The sequence below is a fragment of the Tateyamaria omphalii genome (assembly GCF_019802125.1).
GTDB lineage: Bacteria > Pseudomonadota > Alphaproteobacteria > Rhodobacterales > Rhodobacteraceae > Tateyamaria > Tateyamaria omphalii_B.
Genome location: NZ_JAHVHT010000005.1, coordinates 68,703 through 93,569 on the forward strand (window position 1 = coordinate 68,703; position 24,867 = coordinate 93,569).

General features: G+C 58.3%; 23 protein-coding genes. 9 read left to right on the plus strand and 14 right to left on the minus strand.

The genetic code is table 11. From position 1 onward, the window contains the following. Positions 1 to 9 precede the first annotated feature (9 nt). Positions 10 to 1,239 carry a patatin-like phospholipase family protein gene (locus KUV51_RS18240; RefSeq protein WP_222522883.1) on the plus strand — a complete coding sequence of 410 codons (1,230 nt, stop codon included), beginning with the start codon at positions 10 to 12 and terminating at the stop codon, positions 1,237 to 1,239. Between the two features lie 166 nt (positions 1,240 to 1,405). Here KUV51_RS18240 and KUV51_RS18245 read toward each other — a convergent pair whose 3' ends face one another. From KUV51_RS18245 to KUV51_RS18285, 9 genes are all read right to left on the minus strand, one after another. Continuing rightward, the gene (locus KUV51_RS18245) at positions 1,406 to 2,044 is read right to left on the minus strand and encodes an ABC transporter permease (RefSeq protein WP_261385919.1); all 639 of its coding nucleotides are present in this window, start codon (positions 2,042 to 2,044) and stop codon (positions 1,406 to 1,408) included. A 151-nt stretch (positions 2,045 to 2,195) separates the two neighbouring features. Further along, on the minus strand, positions 2,196 to 3,131 hold the full coding sequence (locus tag KUV51_RS18250) for an ABC transporter permease (protein WP_315898846.1): 936 nt from the start codon (positions 3,129 to 3,131) through the stop codon (positions 2,196 to 2,198). Continuing rightward, complete coding sequence (locus tag KUV51_RS18255; RefSeq protein ID WP_261385920.1) at positions 3,131 to 3,817, minus strand: ABC transporter ATP-binding protein; 687 nt, start codon at positions 3,815 to 3,817, stop codon at positions 3,131 to 3,133. Before KUV51_RS18255 ends, KUV51_RS18250 begins: the two co-directional genes overlap by 1 nt. A gap of 32 nt (positions 3,818 to 3,849) precedes the next feature. Further along, a complete protein-coding gene (locus tag KUV51_RS18260; RefSeq protein ID WP_222522886.1) occupies positions 3,850 to 4,533 on the minus strand; it encodes an ATP-binding cassette domain-containing protein in 684 nt (227 codons plus the stop codon). Continuing rightward, positions 4,530 to 6,053: an ABC transporter substrate-binding protein gene (locus tag KUV51_RS18265; protein ID WP_222522887.1), complete on the minus strand. Its 1,524-nt coding sequence runs from the start codon at positions 6,051 to 6,053 to the stop codon at positions 4,530 to 4,532. The genes KUV51_RS18260 and KUV51_RS18265 overlap by 4 nt, the downstream gene beginning before the upstream one ends. Before the next feature lie 10 nt (positions 6,054 to 6,063). Further along, positions 6,064 to 6,336: a DUF6525 family protein gene (locus tag KUV51_RS18270; protein ID WP_222522888.1), complete on the minus strand. Its 273-nt coding sequence runs from the start codon at positions 6,334 to 6,336 to the stop codon at positions 6,064 to 6,066. Then, positions 6,333 to 6,968, minus strand: coding sequence for a DUF1826 domain-containing protein (locus KUV51_RS18275; RefSeq protein WP_222522889.1), 636 nt, complete (start codon positions 6,966 to 6,968; stop codon positions 6,333 to 6,335). Before KUV51_RS18275 ends, KUV51_RS18270 begins: the two co-directional genes overlap by 4 nt. After that, positions 6,965 to 8,176 (minus strand): GTP-binding protein, encoded by a 1,212-nt coding sequence (locus tag KUV51_RS18280; RefSeq protein ID WP_222522890.1) that lies wholly within the window; start codon positions 8,174 to 8,176, stop codon positions 6,965 to 6,967. The genes KUV51_RS18275 and KUV51_RS18280 overlap by 4 nt, the downstream gene beginning before the upstream one ends. Further along, positions 8,173 to 9,090 (minus strand): NAD(P)/FAD-dependent oxidoreductase, encoded by a 918-nt coding sequence (locus tag KUV51_RS18285; protein WP_222522891.1) that lies wholly within the window; start codon positions 9,088 to 9,090, stop codon positions 8,173 to 8,175. The genes KUV51_RS18280 and KUV51_RS18285 overlap by 4 nt, the downstream gene beginning before the upstream one ends. A gap of 105 nt (positions 9,091 to 9,195) precedes the next feature. Here KUV51_RS18285 and KUV51_RS18290 point away from each other — a divergent pair, with 105 nt between their 5' ends. Next, entirely contained in the window at positions 9,196 to 9,594 is a 399-nt protein-coding gene (locus KUV51_RS18290; RefSeq protein WP_222522892.1) for an RrF2 family transcriptional regulator, read from the plus strand. Positions 9,595 to 9,854: 260 nt separating this feature from the next. Beyond that, on the plus strand, positions 9,855 to 11,861 hold the full coding sequence (locus KUV51_RS18295; protein ID WP_222522893.1) for a TonB-dependent receptor domain-containing protein: 2,007 nt from the start codon (positions 9,855 to 9,857) through the stop codon (positions 11,859 to 11,861). Between the two features lie 12 nt (positions 11,862 to 11,873). On the opposite strand, the gene KUV51_RS18300 is transcribed toward KUV51_RS18295, so the two are convergent. From KUV51_RS18300 to KUV51_RS18320, 5 genes are all read right to left on the minus strand, one after another. After that, positions 11,874 to 12,632, minus strand: a complete 759-nt coding sequence (locus KUV51_RS18300) for an ABC transporter ATP-binding protein (protein WP_222522894.1) — start codon at positions 12,630 to 12,632, stop codon at positions 11,874 to 11,876. Then, positions 12,629 to 13,513, minus strand: a complete 885-nt coding sequence (locus KUV51_RS18305) for an iron chelate uptake ABC transporter family permease subunit (RefSeq protein WP_261385921.1) — start codon at positions 13,511 to 13,513, stop codon at positions 12,629 to 12,631. Before KUV51_RS18305 ends, KUV51_RS18300 begins: the two co-directional genes overlap by 4 nt. A gap of 49 nt (positions 13,514 to 13,562) precedes the next feature. Then, complete coding sequence (locus KUV51_RS18310; RefSeq protein WP_222522896.1) at positions 13,563 to 14,516, minus strand: ABC transporter permease; 954 nt, start codon at positions 14,514 to 14,516, stop codon at positions 13,563 to 13,565. A 4-nt stretch (positions 14,517 to 14,520) separates the two neighbouring features. Next, positions 14,521 to 15,417 (minus strand): siderophore ABC transporter substrate-binding protein, encoded by an 897-nt coding sequence (locus KUV51_RS18315; protein ID WP_222522897.1) that lies wholly within the window; start codon positions 15,415 to 15,417, stop codon positions 14,521 to 14,523. A 95-nt stretch (positions 15,418 to 15,512) separates the two neighbouring features. Continuing rightward, positions 15,513 to 15,932 (minus strand): DUF2218 domain-containing protein, encoded by a 420-nt coding sequence (locus tag KUV51_RS18320; RefSeq protein WP_261385922.1) that lies wholly within the window; start codon positions 15,930 to 15,932, stop codon positions 15,513 to 15,515. A 119-nt stretch (positions 15,933 to 16,051) separates the two neighbouring features. Here KUV51_RS18320 and speA point away from each other — a divergent pair, with 119 nt between their 5' ends. The 6 genes from speA (at position 16,052) to KUV51_RS18350 (ending at position 24,866) form a co-directional block, all read left to right on the plus strand. Then, positions 16,052 to 18,004 carry a biosynthetic arginine decarboxylase gene (speA, locus tag KUV51_RS18325; RefSeq protein ID WP_261385923.1) on the plus strand — a complete coding sequence of 651 codons (1,953 nt, stop codon included), beginning with the start codon at positions 16,052 to 16,054 and terminating at the stop codon, positions 18,002 to 18,004. A gap of 21 nt (positions 18,005 to 18,025) precedes the next feature. Continuing rightward, positions 18,026 to 19,231, plus strand: coding sequence for a saccharopine dehydrogenase family protein (locus KUV51_RS18330; RefSeq protein WP_222522898.1), 1,206 nt, complete (start codon positions 18,026 to 18,028; stop codon positions 19,229 to 19,231). A 2-nt stretch (positions 19,232 to 19,233) separates the two neighbouring features. Then, on the plus strand, positions 19,234 to 20,406 hold the full coding sequence (locus tag KUV51_RS18335) for a carboxynorspermidine decarboxylase (RefSeq protein ID WP_222523091.1): 1,173 nt from the start codon (positions 19,234 to 19,236) through the stop codon (positions 20,404 to 20,406). Beyond that, entirely contained in the window at positions 20,403 to 21,257 is an 855-nt protein-coding gene (gene speB / locus KUV51_RS18340) for an agmatinase (RefSeq protein ID WP_222522899.1), read from the plus strand. The genes KUV51_RS18335 and speB overlap by 4 nt, the downstream gene beginning before the upstream one ends. 299 nt (positions 21,258 to 21,556) lie before the next feature. Further along, a complete protein-coding gene (locus KUV51_RS18345) occupies positions 21,557 to 23,176 on the plus strand; it encodes an IucA/IucC family protein (RefSeq protein ID WP_261385924.1) in 1,620 nt (539 codons plus the stop codon). Beyond that, the gene (locus KUV51_RS18350; protein ID WP_222522901.1) at positions 23,163 to 24,866 is read left to right on the plus strand and encodes an IucA/IucC family protein; all 1,704 of its coding nucleotides are present in this window, start codon (positions 23,163 to 23,165) and stop codon (positions 24,864 to 24,866) included. Before KUV51_RS18345 ends, KUV51_RS18350 begins: the two co-directional genes overlap by 14 nt. Position 24,867: the final 1 nt, after the last annotated feature.

The window sequence follows — 24,867 nt, forward strand, 5'->3', positions numbered from 1 at the left end:
GGGTAAACCGTGTCATTCACGACCTCAGAACAACACTTGAACGTTCGTCACTTCCCAATTGCGGTGCTGATGGCCTGCGTTCTCATCCTTGCCGGATGTGGAGTGCACGACCGAGCGCTCCTGACGCCGGACGCCGCAACCTACGAAGGTTTTGAACCTGTCGGTGTTCCATATGCGGTAAGGGCGTTCGGCGATCTCTCTGGCCCGCAAAACGCGGGCATCGTCGACGACCTGACCGCGGCACTCAGACAACGCGGAAACAGCAACGGACTGAACATTCTGGCTCTCTCCGGCGGTGGGCCCGACGGTGCATATGGCGCAGGTGTGTTGAACGGATGGACGGCGACGGGACAGCGTCCGGAGTTTGACATCGTTACCGGAATTTCCACCGGTGCGATCATCGCCCCGTTTGCATTTCTGGGACCTGACTACGACGGTTCACTCACGCGTTTCTATACAACAACTGACACGACCCGCATCGCTAGATTTCGGATTCTGCCTGCGGTGATCAGCGGTGGGGCACTTGCCGACAATGCGCCTCTGGCACGCGCAATCGAAGAGGAACTCACTGATGCACATATCCGAAGAATTGGAGAAGAGCATCGCAAGGGGCGCCGCCTGATTATTGGCACAACGAATATGGACGCCGAGCGCCCCGTTTTGTGGGATATCGGCGAGCTCGCAAACGTCAACACGCCAGAAGCATTTGCTTTGGTGCGACGGGTCATCCTTGCGTCCGCAGCAATCCCGGTTTTCTTTCAGCCCGTTCGTATTCCAGTTTCGGACGGGACATCGGTCAAGGAAGAACTCCACGTGGACGGTGCACTGACTCAGCAGATCTTTACCTATCCATCAGACTTGCCACTTCGAAGTATATTGAAAAACGCTGGTCTCGCGAACAAGGACAACACGGTCTGGCTGATCCACAACAAGCGTCTTGAACCCAGGTTCGAAGCGCAAAGCACGCGGCTGGGCGACATGGCAGACCGTACCCTGAATACACTGATCAGATCGCAAAGCTACGGCGATATCGCGTTCATCCTTGCCTTGGCCGAGAGGGACGGGCTGCGTGTTAACGGTCTTGCCGTTCCACCACGGTTTGACAAGGAGCCCCAGCAGGCCTTTGATCCGGTCTATATGAGTGAACTCTACAGAATTGGTGTCGAAGACGGTTCGGATCCGCAAACATGGTATCGCGATCTCGATCAGGTGCTGTTCGGAGAGAAAGCACTGCCTTGATCATCTGAACATGAGCGTTCAACCGCCGCGGTGCGAGCACAGGCCAAGAAAATGCGGTTCCACGAAGTAGCTCTGCATTGACCACATTCCGGCAAATCATCATCCCCGTGAGAAGAAGGCCAGAGAGCAACCCCGAACCTACACCACGCATCAGGTGGTCCAAAAATCATGGGATCTGGTCGTCATTTTGAGCCAGCGCATCGCGCAACGCGTCGCCTGCAAGATTGATGGCGAGCACCGAGCAAACGACAGCCAGTCCAGGCCAAATCATCTGCAAGGGGGTGGACCGCATGTGTATGCGCGCATCAAGCAGCATTGAGCCCCATTCGGGCATTGGTGGCTGAACGCCAAAACCGAGAAAGCCGAGAGCCGAGATACCAAGGATCGCCCGGGCGAACATGCCGGTCCAAACGACTGTCAGAGATGGCAAAAGTGCAGGGATGTAATGCCAACGCGCGATTGCCAGCGCAGACAGCCCTGCCAAACGGGCTTGCACAACGTATCCACGGTTTTGCAATGACAGGCCGATACCGCGAGCGACACGCGCGTAGCGCATCCACCCGGTGATCGTGAGGGCAAATATCAAGCTGCCGGTGCCAGCTCCCAGGACCCCCGCAATGACAACCGCCGCGACAAGATCGGGAAAAGCAAGGAACGTATCCGTTGTCCGCATGCAAACCCAGTCCATCACGCGCCCGCCCAAGGCAGCGACCAGGCCAATAAGTGTGCCGACCAACAGGCCGACGAGTGAAATCAAGAAAGCAATACCAATGGTCCATTTCGCGCCATGCAGAAGGCGGGACATGATATCTCGGCCCAGTGCATCGGTGCCAAGCCAATGGTCAGCGTCCGGTGCGCTCAGGCGATTTGGTATGTCGATTGCTGTGGGTGCATGGGGCGCAAGAAGTGGCCCAATTAAAGCAAGGGCAAGAAGCACTGCGGACAGGACAACTACACTACGCATCCCGCTCTCCGATCCGCGGGTCAATGGCGCGATAAAGCAGGTCAATCAAAAGATTGACCGTCACAAATAGAACCGCAGTGAGGATCACCACTGCCTGCACCTTGGGGAAGTCCCGCGCTTCGATTGCGGAAACGAGAAACGTGCCCAGACCAGGCCGCGCGAAGATCACTTCGACCATAACGGCGCCCTCCAGCAAAAAGGCGAGTTCAAGTCCGAATACGGTGATCACCGGAATGGCGGCATGAGGCGCAACATGATCGCGCTCGAGAGCACGCCTGCTTATGCCCCGCCGCCGGAATGCCGGTAGGAAGGATTGGCCCCGCGCTTCGAGAAGACCAGAGCGCAGGATCCGGGTGAGCGAAGCCGCAACGCCAAGTCCAAGTGTCAGGGCAGGTAGAATGACATGCGCCGAGGTGCGGGCACCCATCGCAGGCAACCACCCAAGCTGAACCGCAAACAACAGGATCAGAAGCAAGCCAAGCCAATAAGCCGGAATCGCGGCGCCGATGGATGCAAGCGCGACGGCAAGCCTATCCAGCCAGCCGCCCGGTTTTTTGGTTGCCAGCAGCGCAAGTGGTATCGAAAAAAAGAGGCCAATCAGCAGCCCGAGAACCGCCAGCGGCACAGTGTAACCGATGGCTGTGACCAGCTCCGGCCAGACATCGCGCCCAGTGACTGCCGACTGACCAAAATCGCCTTGCAGCAACGGGCGCAGCCAAGATGCAAAGGCCGTCCAGAACCCCGTATTGAATCCCGCCTCGGTACGAATTTGGTCAAGCACCGCATCAGGCACCACGGCTTGATATCTGGCGATCGCGACCGCAAGGGCCGGATCACCCGGCGCGTGCCACAACAGTGAAAATGTGGCGAGGGCTGTACAGACCAGCACAACGCTTGCGCGTAGAAACAAGGCCAGAACAGAGGCCACTATGCAGCCCGCTCAAGCGCGCCGAGGGCAAAGGCGGCATCGCGCAGTCTGTGTCCGTACGCCGTTTTGGGTTCCGCGACAAACGCCTTTGCCGCACCGATCTCCTCAATCCTGCCAGCACGCAGCACGGCGATATCATCTGCATATGCCGCAGCATAACCTAGGTCATGCGTAACGATCATTGCCGCAAAACCTTCTTCCGCCTGCAGCTCAGCAATCAGCCGGGCTGTGTGCTTTTGCGTCACGGCATCCAGAGCAGATAGCGGCTCATCGAAGAGGACCAGCGGCGGTGCAGCGATCAACGCGCGCAATATGCCGACGCGCTGTGCCTGACCGATGGACACCTCGGATGGCCGCCGGTCCAGCAGGTCGGTAGAGATCTCCAGCCCATCGCAGAGCCGTTGAAGACGGCTCGGGTCACATTGCAAGCGTTTCGCCACGCAAGGCTCCATAACTGAGCGGCGGAGCAACAAGTGGGGGTTAAATGCGCTTCGAGGCTCCTGCATGACCAGAGCGGGGCGAATGTAACGGGGTGACGCGCCAGCCCATGTGACCTGTCCGGTCGTGCAAGGCACCAGGCCAAGGGTGGCCCCAATGAGGGTCGACTTGCCAGCGCCACTCTCCCCAACGACGGCCAATGTACGGGCAGGTTCCAAATAAAGGGAAACGTCTTCCAACGCTCGCATCCTTCCGCGCCGGACGGAGACTCCGTCGACATTCAGCACGGCAATTCCAACCAATTGCGATGGGCGCAAAGCGCCTTGGCCGCCGATGTTTGGGGTGTAGCAAGCACGGTCTCGGTCGGCGCATTTTCCACCACGTGACACGCATCCATTACGATCAGCCGCGACACTCGCGCGGCTGCAAGGCCCAGGTCGTGGGTGATGAGCAAAAGCGCCGTTTGTCGTTCCTTAAGATACGCGTCCAGCAAGTTCATGGTGCCCGCCGCAACGACAGGATCCAGCGCAGACGTGGGTTCATCCATAACCAGCAGGTCCGGCGCGCCCAGCAATGCCAATGCGATGACAAAACGCTGCTGCATCCCACGGCTCCATGCCCAGGGCCGCTTCCGCATATCGCCTGCTTCGATGCGAAGCGCTTCAAACAAGGCATCCCTGCGTACCACGTCAGGATCAAGGCCCAACGCGCGCTCTGCTTCACGCCAATGGAACTGCATGGATCTCAACGGGTCGAGCGCATCATCCGGGCTTTGCGGGACAAGCGCCACGCTTTGACCGCGCGCGCGGAGTGTATCCACCAACGCGTGTCCAAGCGTGGACTTTCCAGACCCTGACGCTCCGACAAGTCCAACGCGCTCGCCGGGCTCGATGATGATGTCGGTTGGATATAGGATAGAGCGACCTGAGCGATGGACGCTCAGGCCACGCGCAACAATTGTCATTTGGTCAACGCAGTCTCGTGCGTGATCCAGTAGGTTTCGGTCGGATGAACCGCATACCCTGTCAAACCGGCACGCGCCACATTGACCTGAGAAACATGAAAAACGGGAAGCATCGCTGCCTCGGCAGCAATGATGTCTTGCACCCGGTCATAGATCGCTTTGCGTTCTGCATGATCGAACGTGGTGCGTCCATCTTTCAGCAACCGGTCCAGTTCTGCATTGCTGTAGCCGCCGGAATTGGAACCTCCCTCGGTTTTCAGAAGTGCCTCCAGAACCGCGCCCGGATCGCCCTGCGGTGTTGTAACCCAGGCCTGCAGGAAGAGGTCCGCTTGCCCGGATGCGATGGCATCGTTGCTGGCCCCAAATTCACCCAACCGAACACTGGCGTTGATACCAATCGCTTGCAGGAAGGCTTGCGTCAGTTCCGCGGTCGGCGGAAGCGCTGCGCGTGACGCATAGGTGACGATGTCGATTTCCAGCGGCTCGCCATTCCACATCCAGAACCCCCCTTCCTTGACCGCGCCGGCCTCTGCCAAAAGCTTTTCGGCCAAGGCGGGGTCGTAGACCGGGTCAATGTCGGCGGCCCAACTTTTGCCGTCGGGATAGACAGTGCCTGCAGGCATGCCCCCAACACCGGAAAGCACCGCTTCCACAATACCCTGCCTGTCGATCGCTGCAGACACCGCACGGCGGATCAAAGGGTTCTTCATCGGCCCACTTTTTGCGTTGACTGTATAGAAATAGAGCCGCGCTGTGGGCGCAGAAAAGCCCTGTGCGCCCGTTTCCTGAATGCGTGCAAAGTCGGTTTCGGGATAATTGATAACCATATCAACCTCACCCGCTTCAAATGCGAGCGCGGCCGCGCCAGGGTCCGGGATCACCATCACACGCACTTCTTCCAGCCCGGGCGTCCCAAGACGGTAATCTGTGTTGGCTTCAACGCGATAGAGCTGATCAGGCACCGCTTCGCGGAAAATGTACGGTCCGGTCGCATTGATGGGGAACGCATCCGATGACTGACCCAGCACTGCAATGCCAGGCTCAGACAATGTCCATGGGAAGGCCGCGTTCGGACTGTTTGTTTCAAACACGATCACGCGGTCATCCTCCGCGACCAACCCAGAGAGGTCGAGAAGGTTGGCAACCCGCGCGTTGTGCGCCGGATGGCCTTCTTCAAGGATGGGTTCAATTGCAGCAACAACCGCATCCGCAGTCACAGGTGCACCGTCGTGAAACTTGAGCCCATCGCGCAGAGTCACGCGCCATGTTGTCGCTGCCGATTGCTCGATACCTTCGGCAAGGCGAGGATAAAGATTGAGCTCATAATCAAGCCCCATGAGCGTTTCAGTCACGCCAGTCTGGTTCGACATCCAGCCGTTGTAGCCCGCGCGCGGGTCCGGCACCTCGGCCTTTGGACCGTACCCCACTGAAATTGTGAGGCTTCCATCCTGCGCAGTTGCAGGCATTGCGGCGGCACAGGCGAAGACGACAGCCGTGGCAAGAGATTTTAGAAGTGACATGAAACGTCCTTTAGTTTCCTTGAGCAGTCGTACTGGTGAAAGAATGTCGGTCCTTGGCGAGAGATCTGGCTTCCGTCTCCGATAAGAATTGCAGTGCATCTTCGGTTGCCAGACCGTTGGCACAAGCGCGGTCCCAAAGACGCCGAACAGAGGCAGGCGACCACGGCAAAGCCGCCTGAGACACCCAATTGCGCAGTGGCGCAGGCAAAGCATCATAGCTGCGCATCGGGTCGCTGTTGCGACGCGTCCGGCGAAGCGTCGTCGCCCCGAGATTGCGGGTCATGCGATGCCCACAGTACGGTCCACGTTATCAAGCACGAGAACCAGACGCGTCTCTCCCGTCCCTTCAATGGGAGGAGATCGGTGCAGAAGACCCGATGGCGGCTGTTCCTGCCACAAAGTGCCACGCAGCAAAATCGGCGAGCCAGTTGGTGCGGTAAACACGCACTTGGGATCTTCTCCTCTTGTTGAGACTCCGTACTGTGTGCCGGTTCCGCGATAGGTGCAGATAAGCTGGCCCGTGATCGCATCTATATGGAACTTTCGGCAGGCGTTTGAGGTAACAGCTTGCAATCGAAGGCGTAGGTACTGCGCACGCATCAGAGCCGCGAACAGACGGGCCAGGTCAGCAACATCATCAATAAGCTGGGCCCGTTCTGCACAGGCCGGAGTACCTGCAACTTCACAAAACGAGCCCAACGTTGCACTGACCGCCTCAGGCTTTACTACAACGCGCCCTTGCGGCAGCAAAGCCGGGTCCAGATGGTCTATCCAGGTTTGCAACCGTTTCGCGGGACGTCTCCGCCAAATCGCCGCAGCGCAACCCGGTCGTAGAAACGCAGCCAAATCTTGGGAACGCTCAGCCACGGCAACGCCTACGGCAGCATCCCGGATAGCAGTGCGATGGAAGCTCATGCCACTTGTTCCGCGCGTCGCCAGGCAGGAAAGGGATCCGGGTAGTCCGGAAGTGTATCGGGACCTGCCGCAAGCTCTTCCGGCACCAGACATGCATCAAGGCGCGCCTTCAGCGTCGGCCAGTCGATCCCGGATCCGATAAACACCAGCTCCTGACGCCTGTCGCCCCATGGTTCTTGCCAATGGGCTTGCATATAGATGCGGGCACTCTCGTGATCCGGCCAGCGATCCTTTGGCACTGACGCCCACCAGGTACCAAGCGGTTGCACGCTGGACAACGCACCTGCCAGCGAAAACTCCGCGACCCAACCCGGCCGCGTTGCGATCCAGAAGTGCCCCTTGGCCCGGATGACACCCGGCAGATCACCGTTGAGTATGTCCAAGACCCTTTCGGGAACAAAGGGTCGCCGCGCCCGATAGACAAAAGAAGCAACTCCGTATTCTTCGGTCTCTGGCACATGGTCGGCAAACCCGTAAAGCTCCTTGGCCCACATTGGGTGTTCATGCGCCTTCTCGAAATCAAACAACCCGGTGTCAAGAATGGCATCTGCAGGGACATCAGACTGATCAGTCTCTATGATCCGCGCGTCGGCATTGAGGCTGCGAATGATCTTGCGGGCGGCATCGACCCGGTCCGGACCAGCATCTGTGACCTTGTTCAGGATTACGATGTCCGCGAACTCGATCTGATCTGTCAGCAGGTGGACCAATGTGCGCTCGTCTTCCTCGCCCATCGTTTCTCCCCTGTCATGCAGGAAATCGTGGCTCGAAAAGTCACGCAGCAGATTCACCGCATCCACTACGGTCACCATTGTATCGAGGCGCGACACGTCGGACAGGCTGTTGCCGGATTCGTCTCTGAAGTCGAAGGTGGCGGCGACCGGTAGCGGTTCCGAGATTCCGGTCGACTCGATCAACAGGTAATCAAACCGGCCCTCAGCAGCGAGGCGGCGGACCTCATCCAGCAAATCGTCGCGCAGGGTGCAGCATATGCAGCCATTCGACATCTCGACCAGGGTTTCGTGTGTGCGACTGAGTTCCGTGTCGGCCCTTACCAGATCGGCATCAATGTTCACTTCGGACATGTCATTCACGATCACGGCAACGCGTCGACCGTCCCGATTGTTTAGGACACGGTTGAGCAAAGTGGTTTTTCCTGCTCCCAGGAAACCGGACAACACGGTAACGGGCAATCGGGCATCAATCATGCGGCAGCCTCAAGCGGTTGTATCAGTTGGGGAAAGACGAGGGACTGGTGGCAACCGATACCGGCGGTCGCGCCATCACCGATAGCGGATGTGACGTTGTGCGACGGACGCGCACAATCTCCGGCGGCAAAGACACCATCCACCGAAGTCTGGCCCATTGGGCCAGTCTGAACGAATGGACCAAGTGGCCCACTGGCGCTGGCGCAGCCAAGCATATCGGCAGGCGTGCCGCTCAGGCTGATCCGTGGCGCAGCGAAGACGGCTGCAAATTCAGATTGCGCACCATCATCGAATACGACGGATATGCCCGTCGCGGTCAGGTTCAAGCGTTCGACGAAGCGCGGGTCGGCTTTCAAACCGTCTGATAGAGAACCCGCCGCCTCAAAATCACCGGTCACGCCGGTCAGGACGGTAACATCATCACTCCAGTCAGCGCGAAGCAGTTCCACTTGGTGTCCCGACATAGCATGATTTGCCAGTACCGCGAGCGGACGACCACGAACCTCGAAGCCGTGACAATATGGGCAGTGCAACAGTGACTTTCCCCACGCTTGATCACAGCCGGGTAGATCGGGGAGCATATCGGCAACGCCATGTGCGAGAATGATGCGGCGGGCGGGAATCGTTTCACCAGAAGCGAGGGTAATCTCGAAATTATCGCGATCTCCGCCAACTGATACGACCTCTCCGTCACACCGGGTGACTGACGGATAGCGCTGCACATCCGCTTTGAAGGCAGCCAAGATATCGCCGGGTGGCTTTCCGTCCCATCCCGGCACACCATGAGCAGCTTCGGAGGCCCGGTTGCGCGGTGCGCCGGCATCAACGACGGCAACGGTCCGGCTGGCACGACCAAGCTGCAGTGCGGCGCTTAGCCCGCCGAAACTGCCTCCGACAATGACAACGTCCTGCATTCTGCAGCTCCCTGAGTCGTGGTGCTCACAATACGTAACTATTGAAGTTACTAGATTTACGCAACTGCATTTGTTACGTAAATCGCAAATGGAGGAAATCCGCGCATGAAACGCAACAGCCGGCTGTCTTTGGCGCTGCACACATTGGGTCACATGGCCCGCGAGCCTGATCGTGTGCGCACCTCTGCCGACATTGCCGACCATGCCGGGACAAACCCGGTTGTGGTCAGACGCGTGCTGGGACGGCTACGCAAAGCCGGCCTTCTTGCTGCCGAGAAAGGGCATGCTGGCGGCTGGCGGCTGGCCAGATCGCCGCAAGAGATCACGTTGGCGGATGTCTACGTCGCCCTGGAAGAAAGCATGGTTGCGACACCTGGAAACGAGGCTCAACCAGATTGTTCAGTAGAGCACGCGCTCCATCAAAAGGTCGCATCGGTCTTGGAAGACATCGAGCGAAGCCTGATCGAGAAGCTGTCCGCGACAACAATTGCCGAGGTCCGGTAGTTACCCAAACACGGCTTCGCGCGGTATAAACCGATCAGCCGGACTGAAGGATGCTGCATGACAGTGGCTGAACGATAGTCCGATCACCAATGAGCCGGATGAAATGCCGGGGCAATGTTCTGTTTTCTCAACAAAGGTATGAATTGAGGCAATGTGCGCCCGCCATCGCATTGCGTTTCAGCGACGTTCAAGGCAATAACCGCTGCAAGGCAGCTCTGAGATCCGTCTAGCCACCTGAAAAGCTAGATGAGGGAACAGATATGTCATCCACCTTTACCAAGGTGTGCGTCACGGTGGCTTTGATGCCGGCCGTTGCCATCGCCCAAGACCAGACTGAAACCGAAACGCCGCCCGAACCGAACGACGATGCGTTTCTCGGAACCATCGTTTTGTCAGCGCCGGACAACCCGATTGCGGAGGATGGAATCTCCGTAACGAGTGAGGGGCTCGCGCTGAGCAACCCCGCGGACTTGTCCGAACTCTTCGTGGCCGAGCCGACAATTGCTGTTGGCGGCTCAATCCCGATGTCACAGAAAGTCTACGTAAATGGGATCGAGGAGAATAACCTCGCCATCTCGATTGATGGAGCGCGGCAAAACAACAAAGTCTTTCACCACAACACCACGACCCTCATTGACCCTGCGCTGCTCAAGGCTGTGCGAATCGAACCTGGCGTGGCGTCGGCGGATGCGGGACCTGGGGCGCTGGCCGGGGCGCTGGCCTATGAGACAAAGGATGTGGATGACCTGCTGGATCATGGCGACACCTTTGGCGGGCGCTACAAGCTTGAGTATGACAGTAATGGAGATGTGTTTTCGAACAGCCTGAGCCTTTACGGACGCGACGGCGGTTTCGAGTATTTGCTGTTCGGAAAGTCTGCCACGGGCAACAATCGGGAAGACGGCGATGGCAATGACATCCTTGCCTCCGGCACTGACTTGAACAGCCTCTTGGGCAAGATTGCATATGAAACCGAAGGCGGCCATCGTTTTGAGTTTTCTGCTGAAAACGTGGCCGATGACGACGTGCGTCCGTATCGCGCCAATATCGGCGAGGTGATAGGAGGTTCGTTGCCGTTGACGCGGCCCTATGATCTGCAAAGGGAAAACTATTCGATCACCTACACCCGCACGAACCCCACGGATATGTGGAACCCCACGATCCGACTGAGCTACAGCGGGACGGAATTGTTGAACGACGAGACGAATGAACCAGAACGTCAGCGTGTCTTTGGTGAAACCACCAGCTTGAACGGCGAGATTTCGAACCGCTTCACACTGAGTTGGGGTGAGATCAATGCCGGTATCGATTTCTACAAAGATGAAGCAAACATTGATTTTGTAGACTTCACCGATCCCAACGAAGACTACAATGTCGGTGAAGAGTTGCAAAACATAGGGGTCTTTGCACAGGTTCGGATGGAGCCAAACGCCAACACGCGCCTGTCCTTCGGTGCGCGGGCAGACTTTCAAGACTTCGAAGCACGCGATGGCTACAAACAGTCGGAAAGCGGCTTGTCCGGGAATGTATCGGGTGAGTGGGACGTCACCGACCGGGTTACTGTCGGTGCGGGATACTCACATGTGTGGGGCGGGCTTGAACTGGCCGAAACATACATCATGACGCCAATCTGGAACTATCCGGCAGACGGTCTTGGCACAGTCACTGCGGACAACGCGTATATCGCGGCAAGCTACACGACCGGAACATGGGCGATCGACGGCAAGGTGTTCGGCACCGATATCAACAACGCCCGTGCTGCCAGTATCCGCAGCAGTAGCGGTGCCAACATCCGTGCGGATGTAGAGTCGCGTGGGTTTGAGTTGGGCTTCTCCACCACTTGGGACGGTGGCTTCTTCCGTGTGGGCTATGCCAACATCGATACTGAAGTAAACGGGCGCGTTGCGGACTCTTTTACCGGGAACTATCTGACAATCCCTCTGGGTGAGTTTTTCACGCTCCAAACTGCACACCGTTTCGACAACGGTATCCTCGTGGGGGGCGATGCGCAAATTGCGTTGGACTACAGCGATACATTCGACTTCCTGGGCGGGTCACCAACGATTGATGGCTACACAGTGGTTAACACCTTTGTGGAATACTCACCCAAGCGCATGGAAAACCTGACGCTGCGAATGGAGGTCAACAACCTCTTTGACGAGCAGTACACAGCACGCGCGACATATGGGCAGGATTTCCCGACCGAGGTCGTATCCTTGCCGGAGCCCGGACGGTCGATACGCTTGAGTGCTGAAATTCTGTTTTGATCCTGTGGGGCTCTAGGGCCCCACATCTACCAGGCGGCGGTCACCAATCGCGATGACCGCCGCATCTGTCCTGTAGATACGGTTGATCAGGTCCTGGGAAATCACCTCTTTCGGGCTGCCTGTGGCGGCGACACGCCCTTCGGTCATCACCACGAGATGATCGGCATAGGCCAGTGCATAGTTGATATCGTGCAGGACGATGACGATCGAACGCTGCTGTTCATCCGCAAGCGTGCGGAGCTGCGTCATCAGGCCACGCGCGGCCGCGATATCGAGATTGTTCAGCGGCTCGTCCAGAAGCAGGTAATCCGTGCCCTGGGCAAAGATCATGGCAAGAAGTGCATTTTGCCTTTGCCCACCCGACAGTGTTTCGAGCGCCCGGTTGCGCATGTCTGAGAGCCGAAAAGCGTCGAGGGAATTGTCGACAATCCGATGATCTTCGGCCGTGAGGCGGCCACGGGAGTGCGGGTAGCGACCGAAGGCGACCAGGTCCGAAACCGTGAGGCGTGGTGCCGCGTCCTGAATTTGCGGCAGGATCGACAAAACCCGAGCAAGCGCACCCGTGTCACAGGTCGTGATGTCTTGCCCATCTATGTCAATTCCACCCGATTGCAGCGGCATCAGTCGAGCCACCAGCGACAGCAAAGTGGACTTTCCCGCACCGTTAGGGCCGATCAGCGCGGTAACTCCATGTCGCGGCAAATCAAGCGAGACATCGCACAGAACAGGCTTACCAGCGATGTCGTAGGTCACGTTGCGGATCGAGATCATCGAAAACGGCCCTTGAGCAAGAGGAAGAAGAAAAGCAAACCACCCAGCAGATCCACAACCACGGACAGCGGTGTGGAAAGGGCAAACACACGCTCCATCACCAACTGTCCTCCGACGAGTGTGATGGCCGAGACCAACGCGGCAATCGGCAGCAGGCGCGCGTGGGTCACGGACGGATCAATCAGCCTTGCGAGGCTGACCACGAGGAGGCCGAGGAACGCAACCGGCCCAACCAGCGCAGTGGACACCGAGACGAGCGCTGCAATCAGCAACAGTGCAAGCACCGTTTCGCGTCTGACCCGCACACCCAGATTGGTCGCCGCATCATGGCCAAGGGCAAGCACATCCCATTGCCGCCGCTTGTGCCAGGCCATCGCCAGGACGCCAAAGCTGAGTAGTGCGGCGAGCGGCAACAAGTCGGTCTCGATCCGGTTAAACCGCGCGTAGGATGCGCCCTGAATGACCTGAAACTCGTTTGGGTCGATCATGCGCTGCCAAAACGCAGTCAATGCACGAAAGAGCGTGGCAAATATGATGCCCGTCAGGATCATACGCAGCAGATCGCCACGGGTCTGCACAATCAGCGTTCCGAACAACAGGACAGCTCCAGACATCAAAAGACCGGTGTTCAATCCAAACACGGCAATTGGCGGCAGGCTTATCGTTGTCTGCGCCCCCAGAAAAAACACCAGCCCGGTCAAGATCAGGCCATATAGGGCATCAAACCCGACAATCGATGGCGTCAGGATGCGGTTGCCCGACACGGTCTGAAACAGCACCGTAGAGGTGGAGATTGCCAGCGCCACCAACAGCAGGCCGGCCAGCTTGCCGCCCCGAAACGGAAGGACGAAACTCCATGCACCTTTGGCACCGACCGTCATGTACAAGACGACACATACAGCGAGCACCAGACTGAGATAGAGAACCGGCCTAGAGCGCATGGGATCTGGGGCGATACAGAAGCCAAAGGAAAATCACCGCACCGAGGATGCCCATGACCGTGCCCACTGGAATCTCGAAAGGGTGCCGCAGAAGGCGACCGATGACATCGGACGCCAGAACCAGCGCGGCGCCACCACTCGCAATCAGCGGCAGCGTACGCCGTAAATTGTCACCTGCGTAGCGCGCCACGATGTTTGGCACAACGAGGCCAAGGAATGGGATAGCGCCCACGGTTACCACGACCAGCGCCGTTACGACGGATATCGCAAGCAAGCCCACGATCATCACCTGCTCATAGTTCAAACCGAGGTTGATGCTGGCCGTGCGCCCCAGGCCCAGGATCGCAAACTGATCTGCTGCCATGTAGGTCAGTACGGCCACAAAAGCAGCCACCCACAGCAGCTCGTAGCGCCCACGCAACACGCCAGAGAACTCTCCGTTCATCCAAACGTCGATGTACTGTATCAGGTCACCCTGGTACGCGATGAAGGTGACGCCAGCCCCCAGCACGCCCCCATAGATCAACCCCACCAATGGGATGAGCAGCGGTTGTGTCGGTGGCAGCCGCTGAATGATGAGCAAAAAGCCGACGCTGGCCAGTAGAGCCGTGGTTGAGGCAACCGCCATCTTGGTGAGCAAACCGGCTTCCGGTGCAGCCCATGTGGCAAAGAGAATGCCGAGCGCAGCACCTTGTCCAGTACCGGTGGTCATCGGCTCCACGAACCGATTGCGCACCATACTTTGCAGCAGAGCGCCGCAAACTGCCAATGCGCCACCAGTGATCACTACAGCCAGGGTGCGCGGCACGCGGCTGTCGCGCAGCAACTCCCATGCCGCCGGATCGCGCAGCAGATCAACGGGTTGCAGCGGGATAACCCCGACAAAGAGCGATAGCAGGCCGAGAACGAAAAGCCCTCCGCCCAGCAACAGGCCCAACCTCATGTGGTCATAGATCCGTCAGTGCAGCAGCGATTTCATCCAACGTCAGCATCATCGACTGGATGCCACCGCCGGCCAGGTAGATCGGCGCAGAACTGAGATAGACGACCCTGTCATTTTTCCACGCGTTGGTCTCGTGCACCAGCGGGTTGTTCAACGCGGCACGCGCGCTGGCACCGTCTTCACCGATGGCGGACATGCGATCGATGACCAGCAGAATGTCCGGATTGGCATCCCGGATGAATTCGAAACTGATGGCTTCGCCGTGCGTACTCTCTTCGACCGTCTCGACAGTCGGGGGCAGGCCCAAATCCGTATGAAGCCATCCGAAGCGACTTTCGGCACCGTAAGCAGATACCTTCGGACCATTGGTCATAACGATGAGAGCATTGCCGTTACCTTCCAAAGCGGCTGCAAGCGTATCGAGCCTTGCGTTGAACGTTGCAGCCAATGCAGCGGCCTGATCTTCCTTGCCGAAGATCGTTCCATAGGCTGCCAGCCGGTCAAGGCCCTGACCCACGACATCCTCCCAGATGGTCATGTCCACCGTAGGTGCAACGCGAGCGAGATCGGGTACCACTTTGGACGAGCGCCCACCGGCCAGGATAAGGTCGGGAGCAAGAGCAGCGATGGCTTCGTAATCGGGTTCGAACAGTGTCCCCATGGGGGCCGCACCGTCCATGGCGTCCGTCAGGTAGTCGAGCATGGGTGGGCCAACGACACCGTCGGCGCTGACATCCAGCGCTTCGAGCGTGTCGAGAATGGCAAAATCCATCACGGCGATGGTTTGGGGCAAAGGGGTGACCTCAACCTGGCCCGAATAGGTTTCAATGGTGGTGGTTTGGGAATGTGCGGCGGTGCCGAATGCAAAAAGTGCTGCGATGGTGGCAGTAAAGCGAAGCATTTAGTCCTCATGCAGGCTGGCACGCATGGCTGGGACTGGCTTTGCGTTTAGGTTGTGGAGCCCCGTTAGCGGATTCGACGGGTCGGGTAAATGTGTCAGTGGTGTGCGGCGTGTGCGTCGATGGACCACGACATCGTTTCAAACTCTTCGCGAAAGGCGAAGCGTACCAGATGCGCATCGATCATGCGCTGCGCGTCCATTGGATCTTCACCACCTTTGAGAGCGATGGTGATGACCAGTGCACTATCTGTGGCAACAAAGGTCGTGTCACCGAAGCCCAAGGCTGCAAAGCCGCTATTTTCGGTGCACTGCGCCTCAACCTTGTGGGCGAAATGCTTGCACAGCTGTTGAAGATAGCGCGATCCATTCGGGGTATCATAGGTGCCGGTAAGAGATATCATGCTCATTTTCCTGATTATTTTAATCAGAATTAGATGATTCACAAAATAATTCAACTCTATAAACAGGTTAGCTCCGGCTTCGGTGGTTTTCTGCGCGCGCCAAAGATTTTGCAACCAACCGCTTGCACAATCTGAGATTGAGGTTTAGGCCATAGGCAAATACGCCCGGTAGGCCCAGCCGAACACGCTTTGCATCGGTGACCACCAAGCTTCTGATGGACACGAGGCGGCGTATGAACACCCTTGCTGACATTTCTGATGATGTGGCGACGATTGCGCCCAAAGGCGCGGCGATACCGTCATCCGGTGCCGCCGCAATCTACGGTGTTGACCGGTGGTCGGACGGTCTGATCTGTGTGACACCGTCCGGCGACTTGGCATTGAAAAACCCAAGTCATCTCACCGCGCCGCCGGTGTCCTTGCCAGTGATCCTGGAAGCGCTGGAAAGGCGTGGCATCCCGGCACCGCTTTTACTTCGGGTACAGCCCTTTCTTGATCGCTCGTTGACGCGGCTGCACGAGGCCTTTGCCGCAGCCATCCGGGACATTCGCTACAAGGGATGCTACCGCGGGGTCTTTCCCATCAAGGTGAATCAGCAGCCCGAGATTGTGGAGCGCGTGGTCGAGGTGGGCCGAGAGGCCCATTTCGGGCTGGAGGTTGGATCGAAACCGGAACTCCTGATCGCACTGGCACAGTCCATGTCGCCCGAAGCTTTGTTGATATGCAATGGAGCGAAGGACGCGGGGTTCATGCGTCTTGCGATGCTGTCACAGAAGCTGGGTTTCAACACAGTGATCGTGCTGGAAAGCCTGCAGGAGTTTGAGACTGTCCACCGGATTGCCGAGGACTTGGAGCTGCGCCCGCGGCTCGGAGTACGCATCAAGCTGACAGAGACCGTAACCGGCAAGTGGCAGGCCTCCTCGGGAGATCGCTCTGTCTTTGGCATAAGCGCGCTGGACCTCTTGAAATTGACTGCCCGGCTGGAAGAGACCGAGATGATGGATTGCCTCGTCCTGCAGCACACTCATGTCGGATCGCAGGTACCGGACATCATGGACGTGCGACGCGCAGCAACAGAAGCCTGCCGTTTTTATACCGAACTGTCACGCATGGGCGCGCCTCTACGATACCTGGATCTGGGCGGTGGGCTGGGGCTGGACTACACCGGCGCGCGGCAGGCGGATGAAAATTCAATCAACTATACGGTCAAGGAATACTGCGCAAACCTCGTCGAAAGCGTGTTTTATGCGATGGAGGAGGCAGGGTTGCCGCATCCGACCATCGTCACGGAAAGCGGTCGTTTCATTGCCGCGCAATCGGCGATTTTCGTTTTCAATGTCCTTGACGCCACGCTGTACGACACGCCCGAACGACCCATGGTCACATCGGACGATCATCACCTACTGAGTGATCTGCTGGCGGTGGAAAGCTATGTCGAAAGTGATCGGTTGCAGGAGGCGCTGAACGACGCGATCTATTATCGCGACGAAATCCGGACCTTGTTTCGCCATGGGCAAATTGGGCTTCACTTGATGGCGCGGGCTGAGCAAGCCTTTCTGTTCCTGCTGTCGAGATTCAAACATGTAGGTGCCCAGGATGGCTTTTCCGGGCTGATTGACCAGCAATTGTCCGGTTTCGTGGACCACTACCATGGCAACTTCTCGTTGTTTCAATCCTTGCCGGATGTCTGGGCAATTGATCAGGTGCATCCCGTTATGCCCCTAAGCCGCTTGGACGAGGTACCCACGCGACGGGCGATCCTGACGGATCTGACCTGTGACAGCGATGGCAAGATTGAACGTTTCGTATTGGCTGATGGGATGGCTTCCGCATTGCCTGTGCACGCGCTGCGCGAGGGCGAAGACTACCACATCGGCGTGTTCTTTGTTGGCGCTTACCAAGAGACCCTCGGTGATCTGCACAACCTGTTCGGCGATCCAAACGTGGTCACCATCTCGCTTGATCCAGAGGGCGGTTTTGACATTGAGCACGAGACCGAAGGCGACCGGATCTCTGAGGTGATGTCCTATGTCGAATACGATCCGCAAACATGCCTTACGACATTTCGCAAGACGGTCGAAAGGGCTGTGAAAGAGGGACATGTCGATGCTGATGAACGCCGTATGATCATGGCTGCCTACAAGGATGGCCTCGCTGGCTCCACCTACTTTTCCGCTGACCGCTAACTGATGAACGAGGATGTATACATGGGACGTGTTTTAGTGATTGGGGCCGGTGGCGTCGGCGCTGTCGCGGTCATGAAGATGGCGATGAACCCGGAGATTTTCACTGACATCACCCTGGCCAGCCGCACCCTGTCAAAGTGCGAGGACATCGCTGCAAACGTGCGGAAGCGCACGGGCGTCACGATCAAGACAACGCAGGTGGATGCCATGGATGTGGCGGCCACGGTTGCTCTGATCCGGGAGAGTGGGGCGGAATTGCTGGTCAATCTTGCGCTGCCCTACCAGGATCTTGCGCTGATGGATGCCTGTCTGGAGGCGGGTATACACTATCTCGATACCGCGAATTACGAGCCGGAAGACGACGCCAAGTTCGAATACAGTTGGCAGTGGGCCTATCAGGATCGGTTCAAGGAGGCCGGGCTGAGCGCCGTTCTGGGATCGGGGTTTGATCCGGGTGTGACGTCGATTTTCGCCGCATGGGTGCGCAAGCACAAGCTGGACGGCATCCGTTTGATCGACATTCTCGATTGCAATGGCGGTGATAACGGCAAGCCCTTTGCCACCAATTTCAATCCGGAAATCAACATTCGCGAGGTCACTGCCATTGCCCGCCATTGGGAGAATGGCGATTGGGTCGAAACCCCGGCCATGACGCGCAAAGTCGCCTTCGACTTTCCCGAAGTGGGCGAAAAGAACATGTATCTCATGTATCACGAGGAACTAGAAAGCCTGAAAACCCACTTCCCCGAGGTCGAGCGCGCACGGTTCTGGATGACCTTTGGTGATGCCTACATCAACCATGTCACCGTTCTGCAGAATGTGGGTATGACCCGCATTGATCCGGTCATGCACGAGGGGCAGGAGATCATTCCGCTGCAGTTTCTGAAGTCCGTGCTGCCTGACCCAAGCGATCTTGGCGAACTGACGAAGGGCAAGACCTGCATCGGCGACATCATCACCGGACCGACCGCCGAGGGTGAAAAGACCTGTTACATCTATAACATCTGCGATCACGAGGAATGCTTTGCCGAAGTGGGCAGTCAGGCCGTGGCCTACACTACCGGTGTTCCAGCGATGATCGGCGCAGCCATGATGCTGAAGGGGATATGGAAGGCGCCCGGTGTCTGGAACACCGAGCAACTCGATCCCGATGCCTTCATGGACATGCTCAACACCAATGGCCTGCCCTGGCAAGTCGTAGAACTCGACGCGCATCCGGTGTTCTGAACGTGAATATCGTCGATCTCTCACGGCAAGGCTTTGCGCGGCTCGACTTATCCCGGGTCCCGTCGCCCTGCTTTGTCGTTGACGAGGTGGCGGTGGAGCGCAACCTTTCCATCCTTCAAGACATGTCCGAGCAATCGGGCGCGCAGATCCTGTTGGCGCTCAAGGCGTTTTCAATGTTCGCGCTCGCCCCGCTGGTGGATCGGTACCTTGCCGGAACTTGCGCTTCGGGCCTCTTCGAAGCGCGATTGGGCCGGGAGAGGTACACAGGTCTGGTCAGCACTTATTGCGCAGGGTTCAAAGACCGTGAACTGCCCGAGATCATCGGGCTTTCCGATCACCTGATCTTCAACACGCCCGCGCAGCACCGTCGTTTTGCACCAGAGATCGAGGCGGCGCGGACGGGGGGTGAGAACGTCAGCATCGGGCTGCGTATCAACCCAGAACACTCGGAAGGGTGGAACCCGAAATACGACCCGGCGGCGCCATGCTCGCGTCTTGGCGCACCCGTGTCTCAGATGTCCGACGCCGATCTGGACGGGATTGAGGGGCTGCATATGCATACTCTGTGCGAACAAGGGTTCGAGCCCCTTTTGCGCACATGGGAAGCGGTCGAACCTCACCTTGCAAGCTGGCTGCCACGGATGAAATGGCTCAACCTTGGCGGTGGCCACCACATTACAATGCCTGACTACAACCGCGACGGTCTGATCGGCCTCGTTCGCCGCATCCGCGCGCAGTATGACATCGAGGTCTTTCTTGAGCCAGGAGAGGCAGTCGCGCTGCATGCGGGGATACTCGTGGGCGAGGTGCTGGATGTGGCGCAGAACGACATGGCGCTAGCGATCACCGATATCTCCGCCACCTGCCACATGCCCGATGTGATCGAGGCACCCTATCGCCCCGATCTCTTGGGCGAACGGAAGGAAGGCGCGCCTGTCCGCATTGGCGGTCCATCTTGCCTTGCCGGGGATGTGATCGGTGACTACATGCCCGTCGCGCCGCTGAGCCCCGGTGACAGGATCGCTTTCCTGGATCAAGCGCACTATTCAATGGTCAAGACCAACACATTCAACGGCGTGCCGCTGCCGGGGATCGCGCTTTGGAACTCGGATACCGACGATCTGCGGATGATCCGAACCTTCGGCTACGATGACTTCGCGAGGCGACTGTCATGATGCATTTCCTGGCCGGCGAACTGACTGACGACGAGCGCGATGTACGAACCGCACGTTTCCAAGTGATCCCGGTGCCGCTGGAACGCACTGTGTCCTACGGTGCGGGAACGGCGCAGGGGCCAGCCGCAATCCTTGAGGCAAGTACACAGTTGGAACGGTTCTTTGCCGGGTCCGAAGCTTGCACACGCGGCATCGCCACACAGGAACCTGTCGAATGCACCGGTGCGTTGCCGGACGTGATGGAAGCCATCGCCGCGCGCACAGAGGGCTCGGTCCGTGCGGGCGCAATTCCCATCGTTCTGGGTGGAGAACATGCGCTGAGCTACGGCGCCGTGCGTGGTATTTCCCGTGCGCTGACACGGCCAATCGGTATCGTTCAGATCGACGCACATGCGGATCTGCGCCGCGCCTATCTGGGCGAGCGTCACTCCCATGCCTCCGTCATGCAGCTTCTGGTCGAAGAAGAAGGTGTGGCGCTGGCCCAATTCGGTGCCCGTGCACTGTGTCAGGAGGAAATGGACCGCCGCAAATCGGCTGGTGTTTTCTACAAGGATGCAGAGGAACTCGTCGTCGGCAACGTGCAGGCTGTTGATCTGCCGCCCGACTTTCCCAAGGACATCTACATCAGCTTCGATGTGGACGGCCTCGACCCGTCCATTCTGCCGGATACGGGCACACCCGTGCCTGGAGGTCTTGGCTACTACCAGACACTCAACCTCTTGCGACACGCCCTCAAAGGGCGCCGTTTGGTTGGGTGTGATGTGGTCGAACTCGCGCCCACCGCCGCAAGTGCGGTTTCAGACTTTACTGCAGCGCAGGTCGCATATGCGTTGATGTCCCTCGCGGACTGAGCCAGGCAAACCGCCCCAGCTACCCCGACATTGAAACGATCTGATCGAATCCGACCCGACCACGCTCGCAGGGTTATCTCGATCAGTGCAGGAGGTATGCAAAGATGCACTCGACAGTTTTACAGATCCCGGAAAGCGCCGCACCCTCGGCGCCATCTCTGGAACTCTCGCAAACTCAACCGCCCGCCGCCATTTCACAAGCCTGCGCAGAACGTGCGACGCTCAAAGGATTGCTCAATTGCTACATCCGCGAAGTGTGCCCAGGCAGTATACCGCGTGCCGATGACCGTTCTGCGCCCATGGCAATGGAATTTGCGCTACCGGAAAGTTGCGCCCGCTTGCGGGCGGAAGTGACGTATTGGTCGCTGGTTGGTCCTCACGACTTCGGGACCGTGACCATATTCGATCAAACCGTCAAGATGTGGCGCCCGGCACATCCGGCTCAAGTCATCACGATGCTTCTGATGGAATGTGAGGCCAGGATTTCCGGTGCTGACAGCAATGGAATGCTTGAACTCATGCGGCGTGTTCTCAACAGCTACGACCAGATCAGCAAGCTCGGTCAGAATGCACGCGGCCCAAGCGCCAGCTTCCTGTCGGCAGAGCAGGGCCTGCATTTCGGTCATTGGCTTCACCCCACACCAAAAAGCCGCGAAGGCATGACCGATTGGCAGCAAGCTGTCTATGCCCCCGAATTCCGGAATTCGTTCCAACTGCACTACTTCGCCGCTGACAACACCCTCGTTGAAGCGGGGTCTGCGGACGCGCAAAGCACGCACGCTTTGCTAGCGGACATCCCGGGGCTCGCACTTGACGACATTGGCCCTGATGAAACGGTGATCCCGCTGCATCCATTGCAGGCGCAGGCAATGCTTCTCAGGCCGGAAGTACAGGCCCTGATTGCTGCAGGGCATCTTCGAAACCTGGGCCTACGAGGCGGCAAATTCGCTGCAACCTCATCAGTGCGCACCGTCTATGCGTCCGATTATCGATGGATGTTGAAGTTTTCGCTTCCGGTGAAAATCACGAACTCGCATCGCGTGAACCTCCATCACGAGTTGGAAGCGGGAGTCGTCATGGCGCGTTTGCTGAAGAAGATCGGGCCGCTGTCGCCGCGGTTCCAGATCATCAACGACCCCGCCTTCGTCACATTGAGCCTGCCGGATTGTAGTGAAAGCGGTTTCGAAGTGATCTTTCGTGAAAATCCGTTCATGGGCCAGGCGGGTGACGGTGTCGTCACCATAGCGGCCTTGACCGCCGATCCACTGCCCGGACAGCACTCACTCCTTTCAAGGAGTGTAATGGACTTGTCTCGGCGGGAAAACAGCCTGCCCAGCAAGATCGCGCTGCGATGGTTCAAAGCATACCTGGACTGCGCCGTGCGGCCTGCTCTGGATCTGTACGAACGTTGGGGCATCGCGCTTGAGGCTCATCAGCAGAACAGTCTTCTCGACATTGGGAGCGGTTTGCCCACCCGAGCGTTCTTCCGCGACAATCAGGGGTACTATGTCGCCGACACACTGCTGGACACTCTCTCCGGACTGGAGCCGAGCCTACGGAACATCAAGGCACTCTGCTTTGCAGAGGCCGAGATCAACGAACGCTATTGCTACTATCTCATCGTCAATCAGGTGTTTTCCATCATCAGCCGGTTGGGCCGTGACGGTCTGGCCGACGAAAGTGCGCTGGTCACGCGGTTTCGTGCCTTTCTGCAGGAGGTCGGAACGCTGGCCAAGGGTCCCGCCGCAGGCTTCGTAAAGTTTGTCCTGAATGCCGACCATCTGCCTGCCAAGGGTAACTTGCTGACCCGTCTGCATGACGTGGACGAATTGCAGGCCGACGGGGAAAAGGCTGTCTACGTCCGTTTGGCAAACCCACTCGCAATGTCAGCCGCGGAGGATTGTCATGTCCGTGCATGAGGCCGTGCGCCATGAAACCACCGGCGACCGCGTGCTGCGCCAGTTGTGCGAAGCCTTTGTGTTCGAGGGTCTGTGCAACCCGGCGCCGAGAGTGGGTATAGGATACTGGACATGGGGCAATGCGACGTTCCGGGCAAAGATCGCCGAGGGCGGTTTTGACCGCCCCAGGATCACGCCGGGATCCGTGCAGATACGGCATACGACGGGTTGGAGAACGGCGTCCGTCTCCGACGTGCTTGCTGCTGCACCGATGTCGGACACCATCCGCGAGGAGTTGGCTGAGGATTTGCGGCGCACCGAGGTATTGACCGACTTGACTGCACCGCTGGTCCGGCAGCGTGGTCCGCGCACAGAAATGGATTGCAACGCACTGGAAAGCGCACTGGACGAGGGGCATCCGTACCATCCCTGTTTCAAGGCCCGCAGCGGGTTTTCAGACGCAGACCACATGAGCTACGGGCCGGAAGCCGGACGCTCTTTTCAGCTGGAGTGGCTGGCCGTGGACCAGACGCTGGTTGATCAAGTCCTGCCCGATGGCTTCCTCGCGACAGAGTTGGATGCGGCAACAAGGCTGCAATTGTGTGCGCAGGCGACCGCGAAAGGCGTGACACTTGCGGCGCATTGCCTGATTCCAGTGCACCCATGGCAGGCGCGCGCTTTGCAAGGCGACGCGACCTATCGGGCCTGGCGCGACGCCGGGCGCATCACGCCATTGGGCGCTTTCGGTGATCGCTACAGCGCCACGCAGTCGGTGCGCACGCTTGCGAATGTCGACCACCCGGAGCGCGCGCATGTGAAGACCGCAATGGCAATGCGCAACACATCGTCCCTGAGGATCATGGAACCGCACTCAGTGTGCGTTGCCCCGGCGATCAGCAAGTGGCTGGCCGCCATCGTTGAAAGTGATCCGGTATTCCACGATGCGTGTGGTCTGAGGCTGCTGCGAGAATATGCCGGGATCATTGTTGGACGGGAAACACCTTTGGCCGGGCACCTCGCGGTGCTCTATCGCGAAAGCCCACAAAGCGTTGGTCTGGACTCTGGTCGATTGGTGCCACTGAACGCCTTGGCGGTCACGGAAAGCTCAGGCGATCCGCTCATTCACCCGTGGATAAACAAGCATGGGCTACACATTTGGGTCGATCAATTGCTGCGCATGGTGATCTTGCCGGTATGGCACCTGATGGTGGCGCATGGGATCGGGCTTGAGGCGCATGGCCAGAACCTGCTGTTGGAACATGACAATGGATGGCCGGTCGGGTTGGTCGCAAGGGACTTCCATGAAAGTGTCGAATACGTTCCCAACCTGCTGTCACAACCGGAGTTGGTTCCTGATCTGACAGTCATCGATCCCGTCTATGACGCCGCTGAACCGGGCCGCTTCCATCGCATGGCCTGTGCCGAAGATCTGCGCGAATTGGTGATGGATACCCTCTTTATCTACAACCTGTCCGAGGTGGCCGCGCTTCTGCAGCGCCACTACGGGCTGGCCGAAGCCCTGTTTTGGCAGCGGGCACGGACGGTGATCGACCAGCATGTCGCGCGCCATGGTTTGAAGGAGCGTCAAGCAGCCTTCAAACCGTTCGCGCCGCGCATTTCCACTGAGTCTCTGATGAACCTCAAGCTGAATGGTGGGGCGGGCGTGTTTCGCCACACCGTTTCCAATCCGCTGAGCGAAATGAAAGGATAAC

What these genes read in the sequence shown, in the direction of transcription:
- KUV51_RS18245 (WP_261385919.1), bottom strand. Translation starts at nt 2,044, where the DNA reads ATGTCCCGCCTTCTGCATGGCGCGAAATGGACCATTGGTATTGCTTTC.
- KUV51_RS18255 (WP_261385920.1), bottom strand. Translation starts at nt 3,817, where the DNA reads ATGCGAGCGTTGGAAGACGTTTCCCTTTATTTGGAACCTGCCCGTACA.
- KUV51_RS18260 (WP_222522886.1), bottom strand. Translation starts at nt 4,533, where the DNA reads ATGACAATTGTTGCGCGTGGCCTGAGCGTCCATCGCTCAGGTCGCTCT.
- KUV51_RS18265 (WP_222522887.1), bottom strand. Translation starts at nt 6,053, where the DNA reads ATGTCACTTCTAAAATCTCTTGCCACGGCTGTCGTCTTCGCCTGTGCC.
- KUV51_RS18270 (WP_222522888.1), bottom strand. Translation starts at nt 6,336, where the DNA reads ATGACCCGCAATCTCGGGGCGACGACGCTTCGCCGGACGCGTCGCAAC.
- KUV51_RS18275 (WP_222522889.1), bottom strand. Translation starts at nt 6,968, where the DNA reads ATGAGCTTCCATCGCACTGCTATCCGGGATGCTGCCGTAGGCGTTGCC.
- KUV51_RS18280 (WP_222522890.1), bottom strand. Translation starts at nt 8,176, where the DNA reads ATGATTGATGCCCGATTGCCCGTTACCGTGTTGTCCGGTTTCCTGGGA.
- KUV51_RS18285 (WP_222522891.1), bottom strand. Translation starts at nt 9,090, where the DNA reads ATGCAGGACGTTGTCATTGTCGGAGGCAGTTTCGGCGGGCTAAGCGCC.
- KUV51_RS18290 (WP_222522892.1), top strand. Translation starts at nt 9,196, where the DNA reads ATGAAACGCAACAGCCGGCTGTCTTTGGCGCTGCACACATTGGGTCAC.
- KUV51_RS18295 (WP_222522893.1), top strand. Translation starts at nt 9,855, where the DNA reads ATGTCATCCACCTTTACCAAGGTGTGCGTCACGGTGGCTTTGATGCCG.
- KUV51_RS18300 (WP_222522894.1), bottom strand. Translation starts at nt 12,632, where the DNA reads ATGATCTCGATCCGCAACGTGACCTACGACATCGCTGGTAAGCCTGTT.
- KUV51_RS18305 (WP_261385921.1), bottom strand. Translation starts at nt 13,513, where the DNA reads ATGACGGTCGGTGCCAAAGGTGCATGGAGTTTCGTCCTTCCGTTTCGG.
- KUV51_RS18310 (WP_222522896.1), bottom strand. Translation starts at nt 14,516, where the DNA reads ATGAGGTTGGGCCTGTTGCTGGGCGGAGGGCTTTTCGTTCTCGGCCTG.
- KUV51_RS18315 (WP_222522897.1), bottom strand. Translation starts at nt 15,417, where the DNA reads ATGCTTCGCTTTACTGCCACCATCGCAGCACTTTTTGCATTCGGCACC.
- speA (WP_261385923.1), top strand. Translation starts at nt 16,052, where the DNA reads ATGAACACCCTTGCTGACATTTCTGATGATGTGGCGACGATTGCGCCC.
- KUV51_RS18330 (WP_222522898.1), top strand. Translation starts at nt 18,026, where the DNA reads ATGGGACGTGTTTTAGTGATTGGGGCCGGTGGCGTCGGCGCTGTCGCG.
- speB (WP_222522899.1), top strand. Translation starts at nt 20,403, where the DNA reads ATGATGCATTTCCTGGCCGGCGAACTGACTGACGACGAGCGCGATGTA.
- KUV51_RS18345 (WP_261385924.1), top strand. Translation starts at nt 21,557, where the DNA reads ATGGCAATGGAATTTGCGCTACCGGAAAGTTGCGCCCGCTTGCGGGCG.
- KUV51_RS18350 (WP_222522901.1), top strand. Translation starts at nt 23,163, where the DNA reads ATGTCCGTGCATGAGGCCGTGCGCCATGAAACCACCGGCGACCGCGTG.